Source organism: Thermococcus paralvinellae, assembly GCF_000517445.1.
In the GTDB taxonomy this organism is placed as follows: Archaea; Methanobacteriota_B; Thermococci; order Thermococcales; family Thermococcaceae; genus Thermococcus_B; species Thermococcus_B paralvinellae.
In genome coordinates this window covers 1518272-1537636 of sequence record NZ_CP006965.1, presented here as the reverse complement: position 1 = coordinate 1537636, position 19365 = coordinate 1518272, and the positions used below count along the sequence as shown (strand labels likewise).

Annotated in this window: 19 protein-coding genes; 11 read left to right on the top strand and 8 right to left on the bottom strand. The window is 40.2% G+C overall.

The genetic code is table 11. From position 1 onward, the window contains the following. Positions 1-33 precede the first annotated feature (33 nt). The 4 genes from TES1_RS08535 to TES1_RS08520 are packed head-to-tail and all read left to right on the top strand — an operon-like array spanning position 34 to position 3405. Entirely contained in the window at positions 34-336 is a 303-nt protein-coding gene (locus tag TES1_RS08535) for an MTH1187 family thiamine-binding protein (RefSeq protein WP_042681921.1), read from the top strand. A gap of 17 nt (positions 337-353) precedes the next feature. Then, positions 354-1481, top strand: a complete 1128-nt coding sequence (locus tag TES1_RS08530) for a DUF373 family protein (protein ID WP_084340066.1) — start codon at positions 354-356, stop codon at positions 1479-1481. Then, complete coding sequence (locus tag TES1_RS08525; RefSeq protein ID WP_042681918.1) at positions 1450-2514, top strand: hypothetical protein; 1065 nt, start codon at positions 1450-1452, stop codon at positions 2512-2514. The genes TES1_RS08530 and TES1_RS08525 overlap by 32 nt, the downstream gene beginning before the upstream one ends. 42 nt (positions 2515-2556) lie before the next feature. Next, positions 2557-3405, top strand: a complete 849-nt coding sequence (locus TES1_RS08520; protein ID WP_042681916.1) for a deoxyribonuclease IV — start codon at positions 2557-2559, stop codon at positions 3403-3405. Between the two features lie 117 nt (positions 3406-3522). On the opposite strand, the gene TES1_RS08515 is transcribed toward TES1_RS08520, so the two are convergent. Then, a complete protein-coding gene (locus TES1_RS08515; protein WP_042681914.1) occupies positions 3523-4608 on the bottom strand; it encodes a DmpA family aminopeptidase in 1086 nt (361 codons plus the stop codon). Positions 4609-4728: 120 nt separating this feature from the next. Between TES1_RS08515 and TES1_RS08510 the strand changes: the two genes are divergently transcribed. The 3 genes from TES1_RS08510 to TES1_RS08500 all read left to right on the top strand — a co-directional run bounded on the left by TES1_RS08510 (position 4729) and on the right by TES1_RS08500 (position 7337). After that, complete coding sequence (locus TES1_RS08510; protein WP_042681913.1) at positions 4729-6369, top strand: DUF4932 domain-containing protein; 1641 nt, start codon at positions 4729-4731, stop codon at positions 6367-6369. Positions 6370-6453: 84 nt separating this feature from the next. Further along, positions 6454-6987, top strand: a complete 534-nt coding sequence (gene cobO / locus TES1_RS08505) for a cob(I)yrinic acid a,c-diamide adenosyltransferase (RefSeq protein ID WP_042681911.1) — start codon at positions 6454-6456, stop codon at positions 6985-6987. An 89-nt stretch (positions 6988-7076) separates the two neighbouring features. Then, positions 7077-7337 carry a UPF0147 family protein gene (locus TES1_RS08500; RefSeq protein ID WP_013467885.1) on the top strand — a complete coding sequence of 87 codons (261 nt, stop codon included), beginning with the start codon at positions 7077-7079 and terminating at the stop codon, positions 7335-7337. Here TES1_RS08500 and TES1_RS08495 read toward each other — a convergent pair. Together TES1_RS08495 and TES1_RS08490 are read right to left on the bottom strand one after the other, a co-directional pair. Continuing rightward, positions 7320-7916, bottom strand: a complete 597-nt coding sequence (locus TES1_RS08495; protein ID WP_042681907.1) for an aldolase — start codon at positions 7914-7916, stop codon at positions 7320-7322. The genes TES1_RS08500 and TES1_RS08495 overlap by 18 nt on opposite strands. Then, the gene (locus TES1_RS08490) at positions 7913-8503 is read right to left on the bottom strand and encodes a membrane protein (protein WP_042681905.1); all 591 of its coding nucleotides are present in this window, start codon (positions 8501-8503) and stop codon (positions 7913-7915) included. Before TES1_RS08490 ends, TES1_RS08495 begins: the two co-directional genes overlap by 4 nt. Before the next feature lie 97 nt (positions 8504-8600). Here TES1_RS08490 and TES1_RS08485 point away from each other — a divergent pair, with 97 nt between their 5' ends. After that, the gene (locus TES1_RS08485; RefSeq protein WP_042681903.1) at positions 8601-9083 is read left to right on the top strand and encodes a metal-dependent transcriptional regulator; all 483 of its coding nucleotides are present in this window, start codon (positions 8601-8603) and stop codon (positions 9081-9083) included. Here the strand turns inward: TES1_RS08485 and TES1_RS08480 are convergent. From TES1_RS08480 to TES1_RS08460, 5 genes are all read right to left on the bottom strand, one after another. After that, positions 9033-10397, bottom strand: a complete 1365-nt coding sequence (locus tag TES1_RS08480; protein WP_173391298.1) for an NCS2 family permease — start codon at positions 10395-10397, stop codon at positions 9033-9035. The genes TES1_RS08485 and TES1_RS08480 overlap by 51 nt on opposite strands. A gap of 137 nt (positions 10398-10534) precedes the next feature. Next, complete coding sequence (locus TES1_RS08475) at positions 10535-11536, bottom strand: ABC transporter ATP-binding protein (RefSeq protein WP_042681901.1); 1002 nt, start codon at positions 11534-11536, stop codon at positions 10535-10537. Continuing rightward, a complete protein-coding gene (locus TES1_RS08470) occupies positions 11530-13152 on the bottom strand; it encodes an ABC transporter permease (RefSeq protein ID WP_042681899.1) in 1623 nt (540 codons plus the stop codon). The genes TES1_RS08475 and TES1_RS08470 overlap by 7 nt, the downstream gene beginning before the upstream one ends. Before the next feature lie 262 nt (positions 13153-13414). Then, positions 13415-14770, bottom strand: coding sequence for a tripartite tricarboxylate transporter permease (locus TES1_RS08465; protein WP_051408208.1), 1356 nt, complete (start codon positions 14768-14770; stop codon positions 13415-13417). 2 nt (positions 14771-14772) lie between these two features. Beyond that, positions 14773-15021: a hypothetical protein gene (locus TES1_RS08460; RefSeq protein WP_042681897.1), complete on the bottom strand. Its 249-nt coding sequence runs from the start codon at positions 15019-15021 to the stop codon at positions 14773-14775. A gap of 224 nt (positions 15022-15245) precedes the next feature. Between TES1_RS08460 and TES1_RS08455 the strand changes: the two genes are divergently transcribed. The 3 genes from TES1_RS08455 to TES1_RS08445 are packed head-to-tail and all read left to right on the top strand — an operon-like array spanning position 15246 to position 19346. Then, a complete protein-coding gene (locus tag TES1_RS08455; RefSeq protein ID WP_042681895.1) occupies positions 15246-16760 on the top strand; it encodes a DUF819 family protein in 1515 nt (504 codons plus the stop codon). Between the two features lie 53 nt (positions 16761-16813). Further along, positions 16814-18043: a M20 family metallopeptidase gene (locus TES1_RS08450; protein ID WP_042681893.1), complete on the top strand. Its 1230-nt coding sequence runs from the start codon at positions 16814-16816 to the stop codon at positions 18041-18043. Further along, positions 18033-19346, top strand: coding sequence for an NAD(P)-dependent malic enzyme (locus tag TES1_RS08445; protein ID WP_051408207.1), 1314 nt, complete (start codon positions 18033-18035; stop codon positions 19344-19346). Before TES1_RS08450 ends, TES1_RS08445 begins: the two co-directional genes overlap by 11 nt. Positions 19347-19365 lie beyond the last annotated feature (19 nt).

The window sequence follows — 19365 nt, the reverse complement described above, 5'->3', positions numbered from 1 at the left end:
AATTGTCGAGCCTAACTTAGTTGGGTGTCGAAAATGGCAATCATAGAGTTCGTCATAGTACCCCTTGGAGAGCTTAGTCTGAGCAAGTACGTTGCTGAAGTAGTAAAGCTTTTAGAGAAGAAGGGTGTAAAGTATCAACTGACACCTATGGGGACTATAATTGAAGTTCCTACAGTTTCAGAAGGTCTTAGAATAATTGAGGAGGCTCATGAGCTCATGTTTAAGCTTGGGGCAAAAAGGGTCTCAACAACAATTCGAATTGATGACAGAAGAGATAAAAAGGTTAAAATGGAAGATAAAGTGAAGTCAGTGTTAGAGAAAGCTCAGGAGGGTTGAATATTAGGGTTTTAGTTTTGGCAATTGATAGAGATGATGATTTTGGTGTTAAGGCCGGGGTAAAAGGACCGGTTATTGGGCGAGATGCATGTATAGATGCTGCTCTCAAGCTCAGCTTAGCTGACCCTGAGGACAGCGATGCCAACGTTGTTTACGCTGCTGTTAAGCTCCGTGATGAGCTTAAAGAGAGCAGTGAATTTGAGGACGTTGAGGTTGCTCTCATTACTGGTCATCATGACGTTGGGGTAAAGAGTGATTTAGAATTAAGTAAACAGCTTGATGAAGTTCTGAAGGTCTTTCCTGCTGATGGTGTTATTCCCGTCACAGATGGGGCTGAAGATGAGCAGATTTTTCCAATTTTAAGCTCTAGAGTCCCAATAATAAGTTCACGTAGAATTGTTGTTAAGCAGAGTGAGAGCATTGAGACTACTTATTACATAATATATAGATACCTGAGGGAAATTCTCAGCGATCCAGAAGTTGCTAAAGTGGTCTTAGGAATTCCCGGCTTAATTCTACTTCTGTATGGAATAGCTAAGCTTATCTCAGTTAAGTATCCCCAGAGCATTCAAATTGTTTCAGCAACAGTTACAGGCACAATTCTCTTCATAGTTGGTTTCTATTTCTTTACGAAGGGCTTTAGGATACGTGTCTCTCTGAAAGAAACAATAACAAAAGGTTTTATTGAGTTCATATCAATTATAGCAGGTTTGTTGATAATGGTGGCAGGTGCCATAAATGCGTACCTTAATTTGGAGTATGTAGCAATGGAAGAGCTTGGTGGTTTGCCTGGTACTCAATTAATCGCAGCCCTACTCTATCTGAATATATTAAAGACCCCATTTGTCACTGGATTAGGCGTAATGGTTTTAGGAAGAATTTTACAGGCATATCTAAGAAAAGACTCTCACATTTGGTACTACATCACTGGTTTGCTTTTACTTCCAGCTTTGTGGATTACTATTGACTTAACGACCCTTTATGCAATGTCCACAGTATCTCCATATTTGCTCCAATTCTTTATCAAAAAAGTCGTGATGGCAATAGCTGATGTTGTTGTCGGAACTTTAATTGGAATTTACCTTAGGGAGAAAGTTAAAGGATGGGAGAAAATTGAAATTGGAGAAAGCGTTGAAGGAGTATGAGAAAAGAAAAAAGAAAGTTGAAGAAGAACGAAAGAAGCTTGAGGAAAAATATACATCTAAATTTTTAAAAAAGAAACGTGAGATTTTGAAAAATCTTGAAAAGCTTGAAAGAAAAGAAATTCCCAAGAAGATCGACGACAGGATTAAGAAAGTTGTAGAGGGAGAAAGAAAGAGCTATGTAGATACATTGAGAAGAACGCTTGAAAGAATTGAAAGCATTGATGAATTGGGTAGGTTTCTCCCTGAGCTCTCCAAGTTCCATGTTTCTCACGGAAAGTATCTCCTCCTAGTCTTTGAAAAAGAAGTTTATGCAATAAACAAAATCCTAAAAGAAATTTCTGAGGAGTACACAGAATACATTAAGAGAACAGCGGAAATCAGCATTGATTCAATTGAATTTGATTCTATTTTGAATAGCATTGAAGTAACTAAAAAGCAGCTTGAAAAGGAGGAAAGAGATTTATCGGCATTGAAAGCCGAGCTAAAAGAGAAAGAAAAGGAATTTAAAACTGCGAAGTTCAGCAAAGAACTTGAAGAAATTGAATCTGAGATTAAAACTCTCAAATCCTCGATTGCAAAAGATGAGATTGAAATCCGCTCGAAGATTTCAAAGCTCCAGAAACCAATAAAGAGAATGCGTACAGGTGAGAAAACAGCTAATGAAATTTTAAAGGACAGTTCGTATGGAATTGAGCATCCAGAAGAGTTTTTAAGCTTTTTGATTAAAATTAGAGGACAGCTGGAAGGGAAATATAAGCAAACTGCAGACTGGATTATTGAAAATTTGGAGTCTAAATCTAGAGAAATTCAGGAGAGAAAGAAGAAGTTAGAGGGACTTGAGCATAAGAGAGAGGAGATTCTTCAAGAAAAGAAAGAAATTGAGAATGAAATTGAAAGGATTAGAAAGCGTATTCTTGAGAAAGAAGCAAGGATTAGGAAGTTAAAGGAGAAGTTACTTGAGCTTGAGAAAGAATTGGACGAATCACTTTCAAAACTTGAGAAAATCCTAAACACGAGCATAGATAAACCATAAATTTATAATTAGGAAAGCCTAATTTTCTATTGGTGGTGAGAGATGAAGATTAAGATAGACAGACTAAGGTTTGGGACAGCTGGGATTCCGCTCTCAACACCAAAACCTTCAACTATTACTGGAATTCAAAGAGTTAGAGAGCTTGGCCTGGATGCAATGGAACTTGAGTTTGTGAGAGGAGTGAACATTTCCCCCGAACTGGCGAAGAAGATAAAGTATGTTGCTCAGAAGCACGATATTCTTTTAACGGCTCATGCTCCCTACTACATAAACCTCAACGCTGCAGAGAAAAGCAAGGTTGAGGCAAGCAAGAAGAGGATTATTCAAAGTGCCGAACGTTTGCATGAAGCTGGAGGTTGGAGTGTTGTGTTCCATGCTGGTTACTATCTCAAACAACCTCCGGAGACGGTGTATGAAAAGATTAAAAATGAAATTAAGGATATTGTCAGGCAACTCCAAGACAAAGGAATAAAGATTTGGATAAGGCCAGAACTCACAGGAAAGCCAACTCAGTTTGGTGAGCTCAGAGAGCTGATAAGGCTGAGTCAGGATGTAGAGATGGTATTGCCGGCTATAGACTTTGCACATGCACATGCAAGACACAAAGGAAAGCTCAATACAGCAGAAGAGTGGCGTGAAATGCTTGCCCTGATTGAACATGAACTCGGGCGAGAAGCTTTAGACAACATGCACATCCATGTAAGTGGAATTCACTATACAGAGAAGGGAGAAAAGCATCATTTGAACCTTCAGGAGAGCGATTTGAGGTGGGAGGACTTACTTAAAGTACTGAAAGAGTTCAAGGTGAAGGGTGTCGTTATAAGTGAAAGTCCCAATATTGAAGGGGATGCAATTTTGATGAAAAAGAAATATGAGCAGATAAAAGTCTAATTAAGCTTGAATACTAGCTTTAAAATTCTGTTTGTAAATTCTGAAAGTTCTTTTCTTTTTTTGTTGCATAGAGGACTGCTATAAGCACTGCAGCCGAGATTGCGTAGAGTATGAAGTTCACCTTTCTAATCTCCCGTACTTTTTCATAATTTCAATCAGCTTATCATGGGGAAGAGCATAGCGAATATGGTTATCTCTTCCAGTCATTGTCTTTGCTTGGAGGAGAGAATTGATTATCGCTTCTTCAGTTACTTCAGCAGCTGCTTTAAACAGTCTGTTGAGCCTTGCATCGGGGAGCATTTTTATTTCAAACTCCTCTCTTTGATAGTGCTTTATCCTTTGAGCTGTTGAAAATGCTAGGGCTATATCACCACTTCCATGATAGGCGTAGCCTCCAGTCCTCGCTAAGCCGACTACAGCCCTCTTAGCCAACCTGTAGAGCTGCCTTGCTGTCAGAGGAGCATCTGTTGCGAGAATCATTATGATGCTCCCTTTGCTTGGCTTTCCTCTTCCGGGGTAGTCTTTAAGCTCCCAGCCGACAGGAACTCCGGCAATTGTTAAATCCTCTCTCTTCCCAAAATTGTTCAAAACCAAAGCACCCACTGTGTATTTCTTACCCTCAATCTCAACGACTCTTGAAGAAGAACCTATTCCGCCTTTAAATTCAAATGAGCTCATTCCTGTTCCTGCCCCTACTGAGCCTTCTTCAAAATCTTTACTTGCGTTTTTTATTGCTTCAAAGACATGCTCTTTTTTCACGTGCTTTCCTCTGAGGTCGTTCAAATAGGAATCGTTGCACTCTAAAACGACGGGATTAACTGAACCAGTTGTAACTCCTATATCTTCATTCTGCTCAAGCATAAAGTCTGTTAAGGCATCAGCAACAGTATAAACGCTTAAAGTATTTGTCAAAGCTATTGGAGTCTCAATTGTACCAAGTTCTCTAATTTGAGTCAGTCCTACGGGCTTTGCATAGCCATTCATTACAAAGACATTTGCTAAGAGCTTCTCTTTGAAGATATTCCCTTCATGTGGTAGAATAACCGTAACTCCTGTTCTGACTGGACCTTTTCCAGGAATGAGCTTTCCTTCTCCCCTAATTAGAGTTACATGGCCAACTTTAATGCCTTTAACGTCAGTTATTGAGTTCCTTTTTCCATGCTCATAAAATCCAATTTTAATTCCTAGGTCTGGAGCTTTCATTGTAAACACCTAATTATTTTGTGCATTTTAGGATGGTAAAAACATTTGCTTTGTCGGGTAACTTTATTTATTCGTAAATCTTAAATTCTGATAGAAAGTTTTCTATTATGGTGAACTATTATGAAAAGAACATTACTCCTTATGATGTTGCTCATTTTTGCCACAATATCGAATTCATTTGTAATTGCGGGGGAGATTTCTCAAAAAGTAACTTCCAATATCTTTGTTGAAGTTGATCCGAGAGTAGAGCTAGTTGAGATAATTTTCTACTTTACAGATTGGGGAAAGATGCAAGGTTTTCCTATTGGATATGAACAGGGGTACAGGTACTTGGAAGACATAAATGCCTGTCTTTCAAAATATAGATTTCACAGAGCTGTAAAGTTGGCTCAAAAAGCTTTTGAGAGTGGAATGGCATATGATGCAATTCCTTACTTTGCTCTTTTCTTGGACAGGGAAACATTTGAGAAAGCCAAGCCATGGGACGATTATATAATTTCAAGGGTTGGTGGAAATGTAACTCTCTTAAATGAGCTTGCAGAGGCAGTTAGAGATTTTGCAGAGGAGAGTAATTTTTGGGAGTTTTACAAAAATCATAAATCTCTTTATGAGAGGGCAATTAGCAATTATTTAAGCTCGGTAAATCTAGAAAATATAACAAAAACTGAGGAGCAATTTTTTGGTGAGAACGTTAAAGAATGGTGCATAGTTCTTCAGTTTTCCCAGTGGGGTCACAGCTATGGGTCTCATTTTGATACTCCAGATGGAAAAATTGTTTATGGTCTCTTGGGAGTTTGTGGGATTATATATGACAGCACTCCAGAGTTCTGCAGAGCTTTAGTTCATGAGTTTGCCCATTCTTTTGTAAATCCTACTGTTGAGAGATATTTTGATTTGTTTGAAAACTATTCCCTTCTTTATGAACCTGTTTGGCCTAAAATGGGAAGAATGGCATATGGTAATTGGAAAGTTATGTTGGATGAGACTTTTGTCAGAGCATTTGAGGCATACTATATCAATATGACGAAGGGAGATTTTTCTGCTCGTAGATTTCTTGCCCAACAGAGAGCATTAGGATTCTACTTTATCCACGATATCTATGATGCATACCTTAGGTATTGTGAGAATAGGGATAGATATAAGACTTTTGAAGACTTCATGCCAGAGCTTGCTGAAGTTATTAGAGGTGTTTACAATAGGACTTTTGGAGATAAGATAAATGAGCTTGAAAATGGGGACTATGTGTACAGTTTTATGAAGCATTCAAAAAGCGGCAGGATTGTTATAGTTTATGGGACAATAAACCCTGATAGGAGTGGCAACGAACATGACAAGCAGCTTGCTGAGCTTATTTGGAGAAGTCTCGCCCATAGGGGCTATAACGTAACTGTAAGGGCTGATATAAACGTTACAGAGAAGGATCTAAAGTCTTACTTAATTTTGATTGGGGGTCCGGTAGCTAATAACGTTACGAGACACGTTAATGATCTCCTAAAAGTTAGATTCATAAAAAAGAATGGAGAATATGTGCTTTATAGTGAATATACTAACAGGACATATTTCTCTGAGGATGTAGGAGTTTTTGAAATTGTGAGGAATCCTTGGAATAAAAGCAAGCTCATGATTTTGATTGCAGGAATTACTAGGGACGGAACTTTTGTTCCTTACACCCCTGATATACTCCATTATTGCATCTATAATGGCAACTGGAGGGATATAGGATACTTAGAAGATAAGATGGTAGTGAAAGTTGGGATATAAATCCCTTCTCTTTTTAGTTTAGTTTCTGAGGAAACTCAACAAAATGGATAAATACTCCAAAGTGAACTCTCTTTGGTGATTTAAATGAGTGAAAGCTGGAAGAAAAAGCTTGGATTAGTTCACATATACACAGGCAACGGGAAGGGAAAAACCACAGCGGCTTTGGGTTTGGCTTTGAGAATGCTCGGCAATGGGGGGAGAGTAATTATAATCCAGTTCATGAAATCTCCAAAGGTTTATGGAGAATACTTCATGGCTGAGAAGTGTGGTTATATAATTGAGTCCTATGGTCTGCCAAAATTTGTTCATGGAAAGCCAGAAGAAGATGATATTCAGGCAGCAAGGAGAGCTTTAGAGAGGGCTAAGGAGGTTGTTAAAAGCGGTGAGTGGGATTTGGTAATTTTGGATGAAATATGTGTTGCTCTCGGCTTTGGAATGCTTGACGTTGAGGAAGTTAAGGAACTGATAAAAAGCAAAGCTCCGAATACTGAGCTTGTTTTAACGGGTCGTTATTGTCCGGAAGAGCTCTTTGAGCTGGCAGACTATGTGACTGAAATGAGGGAAATAAAGCATCCCTACCAGAAAGGAATCACAGCTAGGAAAGGTGTTGAGCTTTGATAGTAACCGAAAACTTTTTAGTTACAAAAGTGCAATATACCACTGGAAAATTTTTAGTTACCAATTCTTAGTAAAAGGGGGTGATGCAAATGAGCGATGTCGAGGAGAGAATCAACCAGATTATCCAAGTTCTTAAGGAACAAGTTGTTCAGGACACAATCGTCCCAAGAAATATTAGAAGGGCCGCTGAGGAGGCAATTGAGCACTTGATGGATAGAAGTAAAGAGCCCGCTGTTAGGGCAGCTGACGCTATTGCAATTCTTGAGGAAATTAGTGAAGATCCAAACATGCCTCTCCACACAAGAACTATAATCTGGGAGGTTTTGGGTGCTCTAGAGCAGATTCAGTGAATTTTGTTTTTTATGCTCACTTTTGCCTTCTATTAAATACCACAGCTTTGCACTTTCTTCGACAAGTTCTGCTTTGTAGAATGCTTCTTTTAGACTTTTTCCCACTGTAACAATTCCGTGTCTCTCCATTAAAACGGCATCATACTTTTTGGCGTATTTTGCAATCTCTCTTGCGAGTTCTTCACTTCCTGCTGGCTTAAACTCTGCAATTGGGATTTTCTTGAGATAAATTTCCGCTTCTGGAGTTATTATCGGAAGTTCATCTTTCAAAATGGTTGAAGCAACGATGGAATATGGCGGATGAAGATGAGCTATTGCTTTGATATCTTCTCTTTCGCGGTAAATAAACAAGTGAAGCCTCCATTCTGATGAAGGCTTAACAGCTGAGATTTGCTTTCCATTTAGGTCAATAACTGCCACTTGCTGCTCTGTCATGGTGTCCATAACAGCTCCAGTAGCTTTTATGAAAATTTTTCCATTAAAGAGAATGCTCAGATTTCCACCGAAAGCTACAGTTAACCCTCTCTCGTGAGCTAAGTGTGAATACTTGACGAGAATGGATTTTATGAGCTGGCTCATTGCCTTTCCCCCTCAACTTTAATCCCAAATCCACATGAATCACAGTAAGCTTCATTTTTTCTCCATGCTAATCCTTCAGCACCGCATATTGGACAGATATTAAGTTTTCCGTTCTCTTTCCATATCTGATACGTTTTATTGTCAATAACCAGAAACACTCCATCTTTTTCCTCCTCAAAATGTCCAAGAACGGGATAGCTCTTTAGCTCAAAACTTTCTTCATCAATGATTACAGGTTCAAGCCCAATGTTGCCTTCAAATTCAAGCTCATTCGCTGGAATGATTTCAATAACATAAGCTTCAAGCTTTCTGTCATGGTAAGCTATTACCTCAAGGGCATCGCTCAGCTCTCCGCTTGATGAAATTATATCAACGATTATATGCTCTTTTGCCGGGAAAGTTAATGTTAGAACGAATTTTCCCCTGTGAAGAGCTAATCCTTCATCTAAACAAATTTCCTCAAGCTTGTTCTCTCTCAAGAACTTTCTAACATCGTCTCCCGTGGGGAGCTTTTTGTTTTCAATTATAAACTCGCCCATCCATTTTGCCAAAGGCATTGCCAGCATTAGTGGTTCATAAATTTTCATACACACCACCATTTAGAATTTTGCTTTGGAGTTTTTAATCTCTGCGTTACCAAAAAGCACTTAAATTCTTTAGGTAAATCTAATTTAGGTGAGTTCGGTGGAGATTAGCAAAAGAGAAGAAGAGTATCTTGAGGCAATGTATCTGCTTTATAAGAAAAAGGGTGTAATAAGAGTTAAGGATATTGCCAAAAAGCTTAGGGTAAGGCCTCCAAGTGTTGTTGATGCTCTTAAAAAGCTCAGCGAGAAAGGTTTAGTTGAATATGAAAAGTATGATAGAATTTTGCTAACTGAAAGAGGAAAGGAAATTGCAGAAAAGACTTATTCTAAGCATTTGTTGCTAACAGAGTTTTTTATAAACATTCTTGGCATTCCTCCAGAGATAGCTGAAGAAGATGCTTGTCAATTCGAGCACTATGTCCACGAGATTACAGCAGAGAGAATCAGAGAATTTGCAAAGTACATTCAAGAGCAGTGTCCTTATGTAATCAAGCAGTTCATAAAGGAGCATATAGAAAAGGGAGAAAGGAAATCAAAGGACGCCTCCGAGGTAGAGGAAATAGAAGACAAACACACCAGCTAAGATGTATAACAGCGGGTGTACTTCTTTGTATCTTCCGCTTAATGTTTTCACAATTGCATAGCTTATGAAGCCCATGCCTATTCCATCCGCTATTGAGTATGTAAATGGGATTGTAACGAGGACCATGAATGCTGGAATTGCTTCTGTTGGATCACTGAAGTCAACTCCTCTGATGGCGCTCAGCATATAATAGCCGACTATGATCAATGCAGGAGCAGTTGCGTAGGCTGGAATAACCCCTGCAATTGGGGAAATGAAGAGACCAACAATCAAGAACAGTGCTCCAGTGACTAGAGCTGTCATTCCTGTTCTTCCGCCCTCCTCTATACCTGCGGCGCTCTCAATATATGTTGTGACTGTTGATGTTCCCAAGACAGCACCAACTGTTGTTCCTATTGCGTCTGTTAGCAAAACCTTCTCAGCATCTGGGACTTTTCCGTCCTTTGTCAGGAAGCCAGCTTTTGCACTTAATCCAGTAATCGTACCTAATGTGTCGAAGAAGTCCACCATGAAGAATGCAAAGACAACACCAATGGCTCCAACACTTAAGAGACCTTTCAAATCCATTTGGAGGAATGTGTGGCTGAGTGTTGGCATTGCAAATAACTTATCGGGAGCTGGTGTTATGCCTAGAGCAATTCCAATTACTGTTGTTGTAAGGATTGAGATTAGCAAAGCCCCTTTGATGCCTCTTGAGATGAGGACTGCTGCCAAAAAGAGGCCGAACAAAGCTAACCAGAACTCTGGCTTTGCAACGTTCTGAGCGCCGAAAGTTATAAGAGTTGCTGGGCTGTCAACCACAAAACCAGCCTCTTGCATTCCAATGATTGTCAGAAACAGACCAATTCCAGCACCAATTGCATATTTCTGTGAAAGTGGAATTGCGTGTATAATAGCGCTTCTCACTTTTGTAAGGGTTAGTGCAATGAATATTAGACCCTCCACAAAAACGGCAGCCAAAGCCACTTGCCATGAGTAACCCATTCCGAGAACAACACCGTAGGTGAAGTAAGCATTGAGTCCCATTCCCGGAGCCAATGCAAATGGCTTCTTTGCGTATAAACCCATGAGGATAGTTGCCAGGCCAGCTGAGAGAGCTGTTGCTGTGACCAGTGAAGGAATAGCATCTTTACCAATGGCATCGCTTAAAATCGCTGGATTAACGAAGAGGATGTAGGCCATGGTCATGAAGGTTGTTATTCCAGCTAGAATCTCTGTTCTAAGGTCAGTGTTGTGGTATGCAAAATCAAAGTACTCCTCAAACCAGTTTTTGTTCTTCCTCATTCCAATTTCTACATCCCTAACGGCGTCCATCCAAATCACCTTGAGCGATTAATTTGCATCAATTTGTTAAAAATCTGTATAATATTTAAAGTTTTTCAACAAAAAAATGTTAAACAATGGAGCAGAGGGATAATATGCTAGAGGGTGAATGTTATGAAATCTAAAAATTAAAGGAGAGCAAATGATTTTACCTGCACACCAACCTTTTTTGGCATATTTTCGACTTTAAAGGGCAGTTCGTCTAAAAAGCGCTCGGCAATTATCTCTTTTCCTTCAATGGAAAGCCTCAATCTTATCCTTCCAGGCAATAGTTCATAGCTAACAATTTCAGCGAAATCTCCTTCAGTTATGTAAACACTTTCAGGCCTGAAGAATATCCTAACTTTCCCATCTTTGCTAACATTGAAGCACAGCTTTCCGAGACGAGCTTTTCCATTTTCAGCTTCAAGCTCAATGATATTTGACAATCCTAAAAACTTTGCAACGAACTCTGTTTTTGGGGTATAATAGAGTTCCAAGGGCTTCCCAACTTGTTCAATTCTGCCATCATTCATTACTGCAATTCTGTCGCTTATTGCCATTGCTTCTTCTTGATCATGAGTAACATAAATCGTCGTTATGCTGAGCTCCTTTTGAATGCGCTTTATTTCCCCTCTCAGCCTCTCCCTAATCTTTGCATCAAGATTTGAGAGAGGTTCATCCAAAAGCAGAACTTCTGGCTCAATTACCAGAGCCCTTGCAAGTGCGACCCTCTGCTGTTGCCCTCCACTGAGCTGCTCTGGATAGCGGTTCTCGAATCCTTCCAAGCCGACTAACTTTAGGGCCCAGCGGACTTTTTTCTCTATCTCTTCTCTTGGGAGCTTTCTAAGCTCTAAACCAAAAGCAATGTTCTTAAAAACAGTCATGTGTGGGAAGAGTGCATAGTCTTGGAAAACTATCCCAATATTCCTCTCATATGGTGGAATTTCATTCATGACTTTGCTGTTAAATAGAACTTCGCCTCTGTCTGGTTTTTCAAAACCTGCTATTATTCTAAGAGTCGTTGTCTTTCCACATCCAGAAGGGCCGAGAAGCGTCAGAAATTCTCCTTCCTTAGCTTTTAAGCTTTCTATTTCAAGCCTGAAATCTCCAAGTATCTTGAGGATTTCTCTAAGCTCAACGCTCACCATATCTCTTCACCAATCCTCTCAATTATCATAAAGCTTACTGCGGAGACAATCATCAAAATGACAGATAGAGCAGATGCACTTCCCCACTGTCTTGCACTCAAAAATCTATAGACTGCTATGGTTATCGTCGTATATTCAGGTTGATAAAGCATATATGTTGCTCCCAGTTCTGCTATGCTCATTGCAAAGGCGAAAATTGCTCCAACGATTATTCCTCCTAAAGCTAAAGGCAACTCGACTTTAAGAAATGCTTGCCACTCTTTTGCTCCTAAGCTTAATGCTGCTTCTTTTAGGTTTGGCTTTATCTTTTTCAGCACAGCTGAGATTGCTCTTAAAACGAAAGGATAAGCTATAATTGTGTGAGCAAAAACGATGATGTACCAAGTGCCCAAAAGCTCAAGTGGGGGCTTGTGGAAAGTTCTTATATAGCCTAGACCTAAAGTTATGGCCGAAGAGCCAAGGGGGAGCATTACCAAAGCCTCAAAGATGTTTTTGCCTTTAAACTGCCATCTATGTAAGGCATAGGCTATGATTAAAGCGATTGTTGTTGAAAGCAGAACAGATGAAAACCCGAAAAGGAGCGAGTTTTTGATTGCAATTAAAGTGTTAGCTCCAAAGATTGGGTTGTATTTTGCACTGAATACTCTCCTATACCACTCAAGACTGAATTTTCCTTGGAAAATTAAGGAGTCATAGAGGACTGCTAAGAGAGGTGAGATTATGAAAATAAAGACAATCAGGGAGTAAATTCCGATCAATAAGCCTTTTAAGCTCGCCAGCTCTCTCAACGTCAGCTGTTGGGGTTTTCTAAATATTCTCTGCTCTTCGGCTTTTGCATACATGTCGAGGCTTTTAATGTAGATGTACATGAATGCAAAGCTTAGGATGATTTGGATTATAGCCAAGGCGGAGCCGATTTTGAAGTCCAGCAGAGTCATGATTGAGGTAAAGATGTCGACTTCAATTGTGGCGTACTTGTAGCCTCCTAAAATAAGGGGAATTGAAAAGCTAAGGAAGCAGAAGATGAACGTGAGCATGGAGGAGGCGAAGATTCCGGGCAAAAGCATCGGCAAAGTAACTTTTCTAAAAAGCGTGAATCCCTTAGCTCCAAGGCTCATTGCAACCTCCTCATAATGGGGGTTTATGCGCTGCCAAAGGTAGGATACCATTCTGACGACAACTGGAAAGTTGTAAAAAGCATGGGCTATTAAAATGGCTTTCCAAGAGTAGAGGATTCCTAAGTCCCTTCCAATGAGCTGTGTAAAGAAGCCCTGCTTTCCAAAGAGCAGGATAAAACCAAGAGCGACCATTATGCTTGGCATCACGAAGGGGACAGTGAGAATTGCCTTCACAAAGCTCTTTCCTGGAAAGTCGTATTTTGCAAAAATATAAGCTCCAGGCAGACCTAAAGCTAAAGTGAGCAAGGTTGAAGCTAAAGCCTGTTCAATTGTAAAGAAAATTATTCTTCTGTGATAGCTATTGGATAAAACAGCTTTGAGGTATTTGAGTGTGAATCCATTGTCCCAGAGTCCTTCATGAATTATGCTGATGAGAGGAAGGTAGAAGAAGAGAATCAGGAATGTTATGGGGATTATCAGGATGAGTTTTGTTCTCATGCTCAAAACTTAGTTTTGCTCTTTTATAAACTTTGATTAGCACAAAGCGTTTAACCCACAAAGTCCAAATAAATATATTGAAGAACTGAAAAGTTCGGAGAGGCATAAGGATTTTGATGGGATTTGGATTTATGGAGAAAAAGGCTTCTTAACTCAGGAAACTCGCTTAAAGATTGGCATACCAATTTACAAGAAAGTCTCGAAGGAGTTGAACCAGATAGCTAAAATGGTTGGAGTGGAAAAATTAAAATGTAAAGAATAATCAGAGCAAGGCTACCAAATATGGAGCTGCAACTAGAACCATGAATAAAACACCTATTGAAACACCGTTCCTTGCAAAGGTTGCTGAAATTAACCCCACAAGTATTGAACCAAAGATTCCGGCAATTCCGGCCTCCATGTATGATAGAACTAGGACTATTGCTAAAAATGTGCTGTATAAGGCCTCAGCTGGTATCTTTTTGAATACAAAGCGAGTTAGTGGCTTTGAATATTTTATCAAGATTACATAAGTTAGCAGTGCTGCTAACAGTGTGACATAGGCTATTACCAGCATTATTGTGGGGGTTGAATACCTCTGTAGGAGCACATCCCTTGGACTTAGTCCATTAAAGGCATCGAGCTTTGCAAAGAATGGTGCCGCTGGACCAGCGGACATTGGTCCAGTTGGAACTCCAATTGCTATCAGCGGAATGAGTGTTCCTCCTATGTAAGTGGCGTTCTTTATTGCATCTCTAACTGCATATGCCCTTAAAGACCCTTTAAGCTCGTCTTTTTCTGCCTCTTTTATGAGATCTCCAAAGAGGATTGTTAATCCAACTGGACTCATGAAGGCTGAGAGGATGCTGCTTATTCCAGCAAAAATTGAAGATAATGTAACTTCAAGCTTGTCCAAATGATGGAGTGGGTTTAGGGTTATTTTGTCGGTTTTTACAAGCTTTATTCTTGCATAGCTATCGCGCTTTAAGTGGTGATTGTGTGGAGAAATTAGTGTGAGAAGCTCATAGAGTATTGGACCAATTGTGATTGCCAAGAAAATGCTTATGAAGACTGGTTTTCCATAAACTGCTCTAATTCCTTGAACAAGCATTGCAAATGGAAATATTGCAAGTAATGCCAAGATTTTTGCTTTTGACATTACGGCAAGCACAATTATTCCAGCAACTATTATATAAACCCATCCTGGCCAGTTTAAGGGCCCCATCTGTGTTTTGAGCAGATCTCCCAACGGTGTTAAGTAGAATGATAGGGGTAGAGCAATTACTATAGCGACAACTGTTCCAATCACGCTTGCTGTTATACCTTTTCTCAAAACTATCTCAGAATAACCGTATTTTCTTGCAACTAATGCATCTGGAACTTGTGGGACCGCCATAACTCCACCTGGTATTGCCGCTAAGGCTGTAGGAACAGCATCTGCAGCTTTAAATGCAACTATCGTCCCCATGAACCAGGCTAAAACCAATAACGGATCAAAACCTGCCGCAAGAAGAGCCAAAGTTATTGGCGCTATGGTAGCAGTTTCGTCAGTTCCAGGGATCATCCCAATTATGATGTACATGAGAACTGAGAGAATTGTTAAGAATGTGGCCTGGAGCAGTAAGATGCCAATATCCATTTTTACTCCTCCTCCACTATTCTTTTTGGCTCAATTATTGCGCTGGAGATTATGAAGCCCACAAAAGCCCCCAAAGCGCTTAAAGTTACTCTCAAAGCCTTCAAGAAATCTTCCTTGCCGAGTGCTTTTACTATGGTTGGAGCGGCAAAGTACATAAGGAATGTTGCTGTTGCAGTTATTATGAATGCTTTCAAGAAATGCCTCGAAGAGATAACTTCTCCAAAGATTTCATAGAGCTGACCCTCTGCCATGGTATCACCTTAAAAGAATAGTCTGTTTTGTATTTAATATTTACGTTAATTGGAACTAAATGTATAGACAATTGCCGATATAATGATACATTTTGTAAGGCTCAAATATTAATTTTAACGTTAATATTTTAGACTTATTCGATAAAATTTTACGCTAATATCAATCAAAATGATTATATAGTTCAACTATTCAACAATAATTTGCATTTTAGGAGGTGATTAGCTTGGGGGAAGGGAAGATAAACGAGCAGAAACTTATTACCTATGCCTTTTTGGTATTGGCAATTTTGCATATTGGTGGACTTTTGATCCACCATGTTACAGGGATTACACTGCTTGAGTGGCTTGGAAAAGCATCGCTCAAGGGCAGCCTTGGTAAGACCCAAAAGGTATTCTTAATCGTTGGCTATTTCGCAATAATTAACCTTGAGCTCGCAATAGTCCTATGGCTCACCCCAAGGGTCAAGTGGATGAAAAAAGCTGGGCCCTTTACATGGGCATTAATTCTTGCAATACTCTCAACAAACTGTTATATAATCCCAAGAACAATATACCTTGACTTTGTTACAAAAGCATCAAGTGCTGGATTGGCTAAGCCTGTTGTTTCAAACTTAACCAAAGCTGGTATAAATTATGTTGTTGTTGGTAAAAAGGCATTATCTCTGCAGAAAATACTCGTTGAGATTGGTATTCCTCTCTCAATAACGTTCCTTCTGCTAGAGATAGATCTAAAAGCTATCAAGAAATCAATTGGAGGAAGACCATTTGCAATGTTCTTCATTGGTAGCCTAGGAACAGTTGTAGCTGGTTTTGTTGGTGCATTCCTTGTTGCAACGATATTTGGTGATCCAACGACAAAAGCTGAGGCATTAAAAGCAATAACGGCAAAGATTGCAGCTTGGATTGGTGGAAGCGAAAACTCAGCTGCCGTCGGTGTCTCTGCATTGAAAATGAGTGGAGACTTCTACTCCTACTACACTCTTGCTGGAGTTCTACCATATGCACTTTACATCACTTTCATGTTCAGCATTGGTGGTAGCGAAGCACTTGTAAACAGAATAAACAGCTTCATCAAGCCGGAATACAATGCAAAGGTAATAGCTGAGCAGTACAAGGCGGAGGTTGGAGAGAAGAAACTGCCACCAAAGCTGAAGGAGAGGGATTTGTTCATAATTGGCATGTCAGCTTTGGTAATAGTCATGCTTGCATTTGCATTTGAGGCATGGTTCGGCTCAAAGAGAATCTTTGGCCTCAAAGTTGGCTCACTGTTGCCAACAGTCATCGTTGCAACAACCATAGCGCTGATAGTCGGTGCATATACGAAAGTCAGAGACTTGCCCTTGTTGAGACCCATAGGCATGTACTTCCTATACCTGACAATATTTGTCTACATTGCCCAGAAGACAGACTTTGCAAAGATTGCGGGTGCTGCTCACATAGTTCTCATACTCATGGTGATATTCTTCATAATGCTCGCAATACACCTCGTCATAGTCCTCCTTGGTGCAAGGGCAGTAAAGGTTGACTGGGCAACCGCTGCGATAGCAAGTGTCGCAAACATTGGTGGTGGAGTTACAGCGCCATTATGTGCAACTGCCTACGGTGTTGAGGAACTCGTTCCTTTGGGTGTCATAATGGCATCAATTGGATATGCAATAGCGAACTATATGGGCTATTACGTTGGTCTGCTATTCTTAAAGCTCTGGGCCCCCGGAGCTCTGGCAGCTTTGGGATTGTAACCTATTCTTTTCCTTTTTTCCTTTTTCCCTTAAGCTTAAGTAGGTGGTGAAAAATGAAGGAATACCTAAATTATGCTCTGAGAACTCTCTTTGAGCTTGTGAAAATTCCTACAGTAAATCCTCCAGGTGAAAATTATGAAAGAATTGCAAAATTCTTACAAAAAGAGCTCGAGAATATAGGTTTTGACACAGAGCTAATTGAAGTTCTAGAGGAATACCTTGATAAAACTTACCCTTATTCGCCTCAACATAAAGGGAAGCCAAGGTTCATAGTTTATGGCAAGATTGGAAAAGGTGAATCCTTGCATTTCAATGGACATTATGACGTCGTTCCTCCGGGAAAAGGGTGGAGACATAATCCCTTCAGTCCAACGATTGAGGGGAACAAAATTTATGGCAGAGGAACGACAGATATGAAAGGAGGCATCGCTACAACACTTGCTGCCCTGAAATATGTGGTTGAAAATAATCTCATTAACTGTAAGATTGAAGTTGCTTTTGTTCCGGATGAGGAAAGTGGTGGCATGGGGACAAAATATCTGATCGAAGAAGTGAAAGTAAAACCCGATTATGTTATAATACCAGAGCCCACAAGTCACAGACTCATTGGAATAGGGCACAAGGGCTTTGCGAGGGGAATCGTTAGAGTTATAGGCAGGCAAGGGCATGCGAGCAGGCCGTGGAAAGCTGTGAATGCGTTTGAAAAAGCTTGCGAGCTTGTTGCTAACTTCCTCCCAAGCTATTGGAACTTATTGAAAAATAGGAAGACTTGCTTCCCTGTTGAGGACGAGAATTCTGCATATCCATCCATTGCATTGGGAGGCTATGCTGAAAGTCCAGCAAAGAAGGACAACATAATTCCAGGAGAATTTTATTTCAGCTTTGACAGGAGGATAATTCCCGAAGAAGATGCTGAGGAAGTTGTTAGGGAACTCGAGGAATATCTAAGAAACTTCGCCTCAAAAGTCAATGTTGATATTGAAATTATTGTTAAAAGCCTAATAGAAGCTTCTGCAACACCTATTGAGTCTAAAATAGTTCAGATAACAAAAAGAGCAGTCAAAAATGTCCTCGGCATAGAACCCACTTTGATGCTGAATGCCGGCAGATATGACTTGGTCTATTACAGGCGTGTGGGGGTTGAAGGCATTGCTTATGGTCCCGGTGTTGGGGGACAAGCTCATGCTGTTAATGAATACACAACAGTAGATGAGATTGAGAAAGTGTTAAATGTGTACGTTGAAATCATCAAATTGTTTGGAGGTGTTGGGCATGAAGGCTAAACTTACTGAAGAGCAAAGAAAAAGACTGAAAGAAGATGCCTTGCTTTATCACAAGAATAACTTCCCCGGAAATGGCAAGATTGAGGTTATTCCAAAAGTTAAGCTCAAAGACTTTTACGACCTGAGCTTGGCCTATACTCCTGGTGTTGCGGAGCCTTGTAAAGCCATAGCAAGTGGAGAGAGTTATGAAGAATACACAATAATTCCGAACACTGTGGCAGTCGTTACAGATGGAACGGCAATTTTGGGTTTGGGTAACATTGGGATCTTGGCTGGAATGCCGGTTATGGAGGGAAAATGCGTTCTCTTTAAGGCATTAGCGGGGGTTGATGCCTTTCCAATCCTCATAGATTCAAAAGACGTTGATGAGATTGTGAATACGATAAAACTCATCGCTAAGGGGTTTGGGGGAATAAACCTAGAAGACATAAGTGCTCCGAGATGCTTTGCAATAGAGGAACGTTTGAAAAAAGAGTTAGATATCCCAGTTTTCCATGATGATCAGCATGGAACTGCTGTGGTGACTTTAGCTGGTCTCATAAATGCTCTAAAGCTTGTAGGGAAGAAGTTTACAGAAATTAAAGTTACTATAAGTGGAGCTGGTGCCGCTGGAATTGCAATAGCTAAGCTTTTGCATCATGTTGGCGTTAAAGAAATCATAGTAGTCGATAGAGCTGGAATAATCTATGAGGGAAGGAAGGAAAACATGAATCCGTACAAAGAAGAGATTGCAAAGTTCAATATTCACGGCATTCAGGGTAATCTTGCAAAGGCAATGGAAGGGGCAGACGTTTTTATTGGAGTTAGTGTTGCAGGAATAGTTAGTAAAGAGATGGTTGCCAGAATGGCAGATGATGCAATAGTCTTCGCCATGGCAAATCCGGTTCCGGAAATAATGCCAGATGATGCAAAAGAAGCGGGAGCAAGAATTGTAGCAACAGGTAGGAGCGACTTTCCGAATCAAATAAACAACGTTCTTGGTTTTCCAGGAATATTCAGAGGGGCATTGGATGTGAGAGCGAGCGACATAACATTGAACATGAACATTGCAGCCGCTGAGGCTATAGCAAGCTGTGTGAGTGATGATGAGCTTAGCGAAGATTACATAATCCCAACGCCTCTTCACCCGGATGTTTATCCAAAAGAAGCTAGGGCCGTGGCAGAACAGGCGATCAAGGATGGGGTGGCAAGAAGGAAGGTTAGCGGAGAATGGGTTGAGGAGCATACAAGGAAGCTCAGGGAGTTCTATCAGAGGTACATAGCTCCAATAAATGAGGAGAGGAAGAAATGGTCAGCTAAATAATTTTTCTTTATCTTTTTTG

What these genes read in the sequence shown, in the direction of transcription:
- TES1_RS08535 (WP_042681921.1), top strand. Translation starts at nt 34, where the DNA reads ATGGCAATCATAGAGTTCGTCATAGTACCCCTTGGAGAGCTTAGTCTG.
- TES1_RS08520 (WP_042681916.1), top strand. Translation starts at nt 2,557, where the DNA reads ATGAAGATTAAGATAGACAGACTAAGGTTTGGGACAGCTGGGATTCCG.
- TES1_RS08515 (WP_042681914.1), bottom strand. Translation starts at nt 4,608, where the DNA reads ATGAAAGCTCCAGACCTAGGAATTAAAATTGGATTTTATGAGCATGGA.
- TES1_RS08510 (WP_042681913.1), top strand. Translation starts at nt 4,729, where the DNA reads ATGAAAAGAACATTACTCCTTATGATGTTGCTCATTTTTGCCACAATA.
- cobO (WP_042681911.1), top strand. Translation starts at nt 6,454, where the DNA reads ATGAGTGAAAGCTGGAAGAAAAAGCTTGGATTAGTTCACATATACACA.
- TES1_RS08500 (WP_013467885.1), top strand. Translation starts at nt 7,077, where the DNA reads ATGAGCGATGTCGAGGAGAGAATCAACCAGATTATCCAAGTTCTTAAG.
- TES1_RS08495 (WP_042681907.1), bottom strand. Translation starts at nt 7,916, where the DNA reads ATGAGCCAGCTCATAAAATCCATTCTCGTCAAGTATTCACACTTAGCT.
- TES1_RS08490 (WP_042681905.1), bottom strand. Translation starts at nt 8,503, where the DNA reads ATGAAAATTTATGAACCACTAATGCTGGCAATGCCTTTGGCAAAATGG.
- TES1_RS08480 (WP_173391298.1), bottom strand. Translation starts at nt 10,397, where the DNA reads ATGGACGCCGTTAGGGATGTAGAAATTGGAATGAGGAAGAACAAAAAC.
- TES1_RS08475 (WP_042681901.1), bottom strand. Translation starts at nt 11,536, where the DNA reads ATGGTGAGCGTTGAGCTTAGAGAAATCCTCAAGATACTTGGAGATTTC.
- TES1_RS08470 (WP_042681899.1), bottom strand. Translation starts at nt 13,152, where the DNA reads ATGAGAACAAAACTCATCCTGATAATCCCCATAACATTCCTGATTCTC.
- TES1_RS08465 (WP_051408208.1), bottom strand. Translation starts at nt 14,770, where the DNA reads ATGGATATTGGCATCTTACTGCTCCAGGCCACATTCTTAACAATTCTC.
- TES1_RS08460 (WP_042681897.1), bottom strand. Translation starts at nt 15,021, where the DNA reads ATGGCAGAGGGTCAGCTCTATGAAATCTTTGGAGAAGTTATCTCTTCG.
- TES1_RS08450 (WP_042681893.1), top strand. Translation starts at nt 16,814, where the DNA reads ATGAAGGAATACCTAAATTATGCTCTGAGAACTCTCTTTGAGCTTGTG.
- TES1_RS08445 (WP_051408207.1), top strand. Translation starts at nt 18,033, where the DNA reads ATGAAGGCTAAACTTACTGAAGAGCAAAGAAAAAGACTGAAAGAAGAT.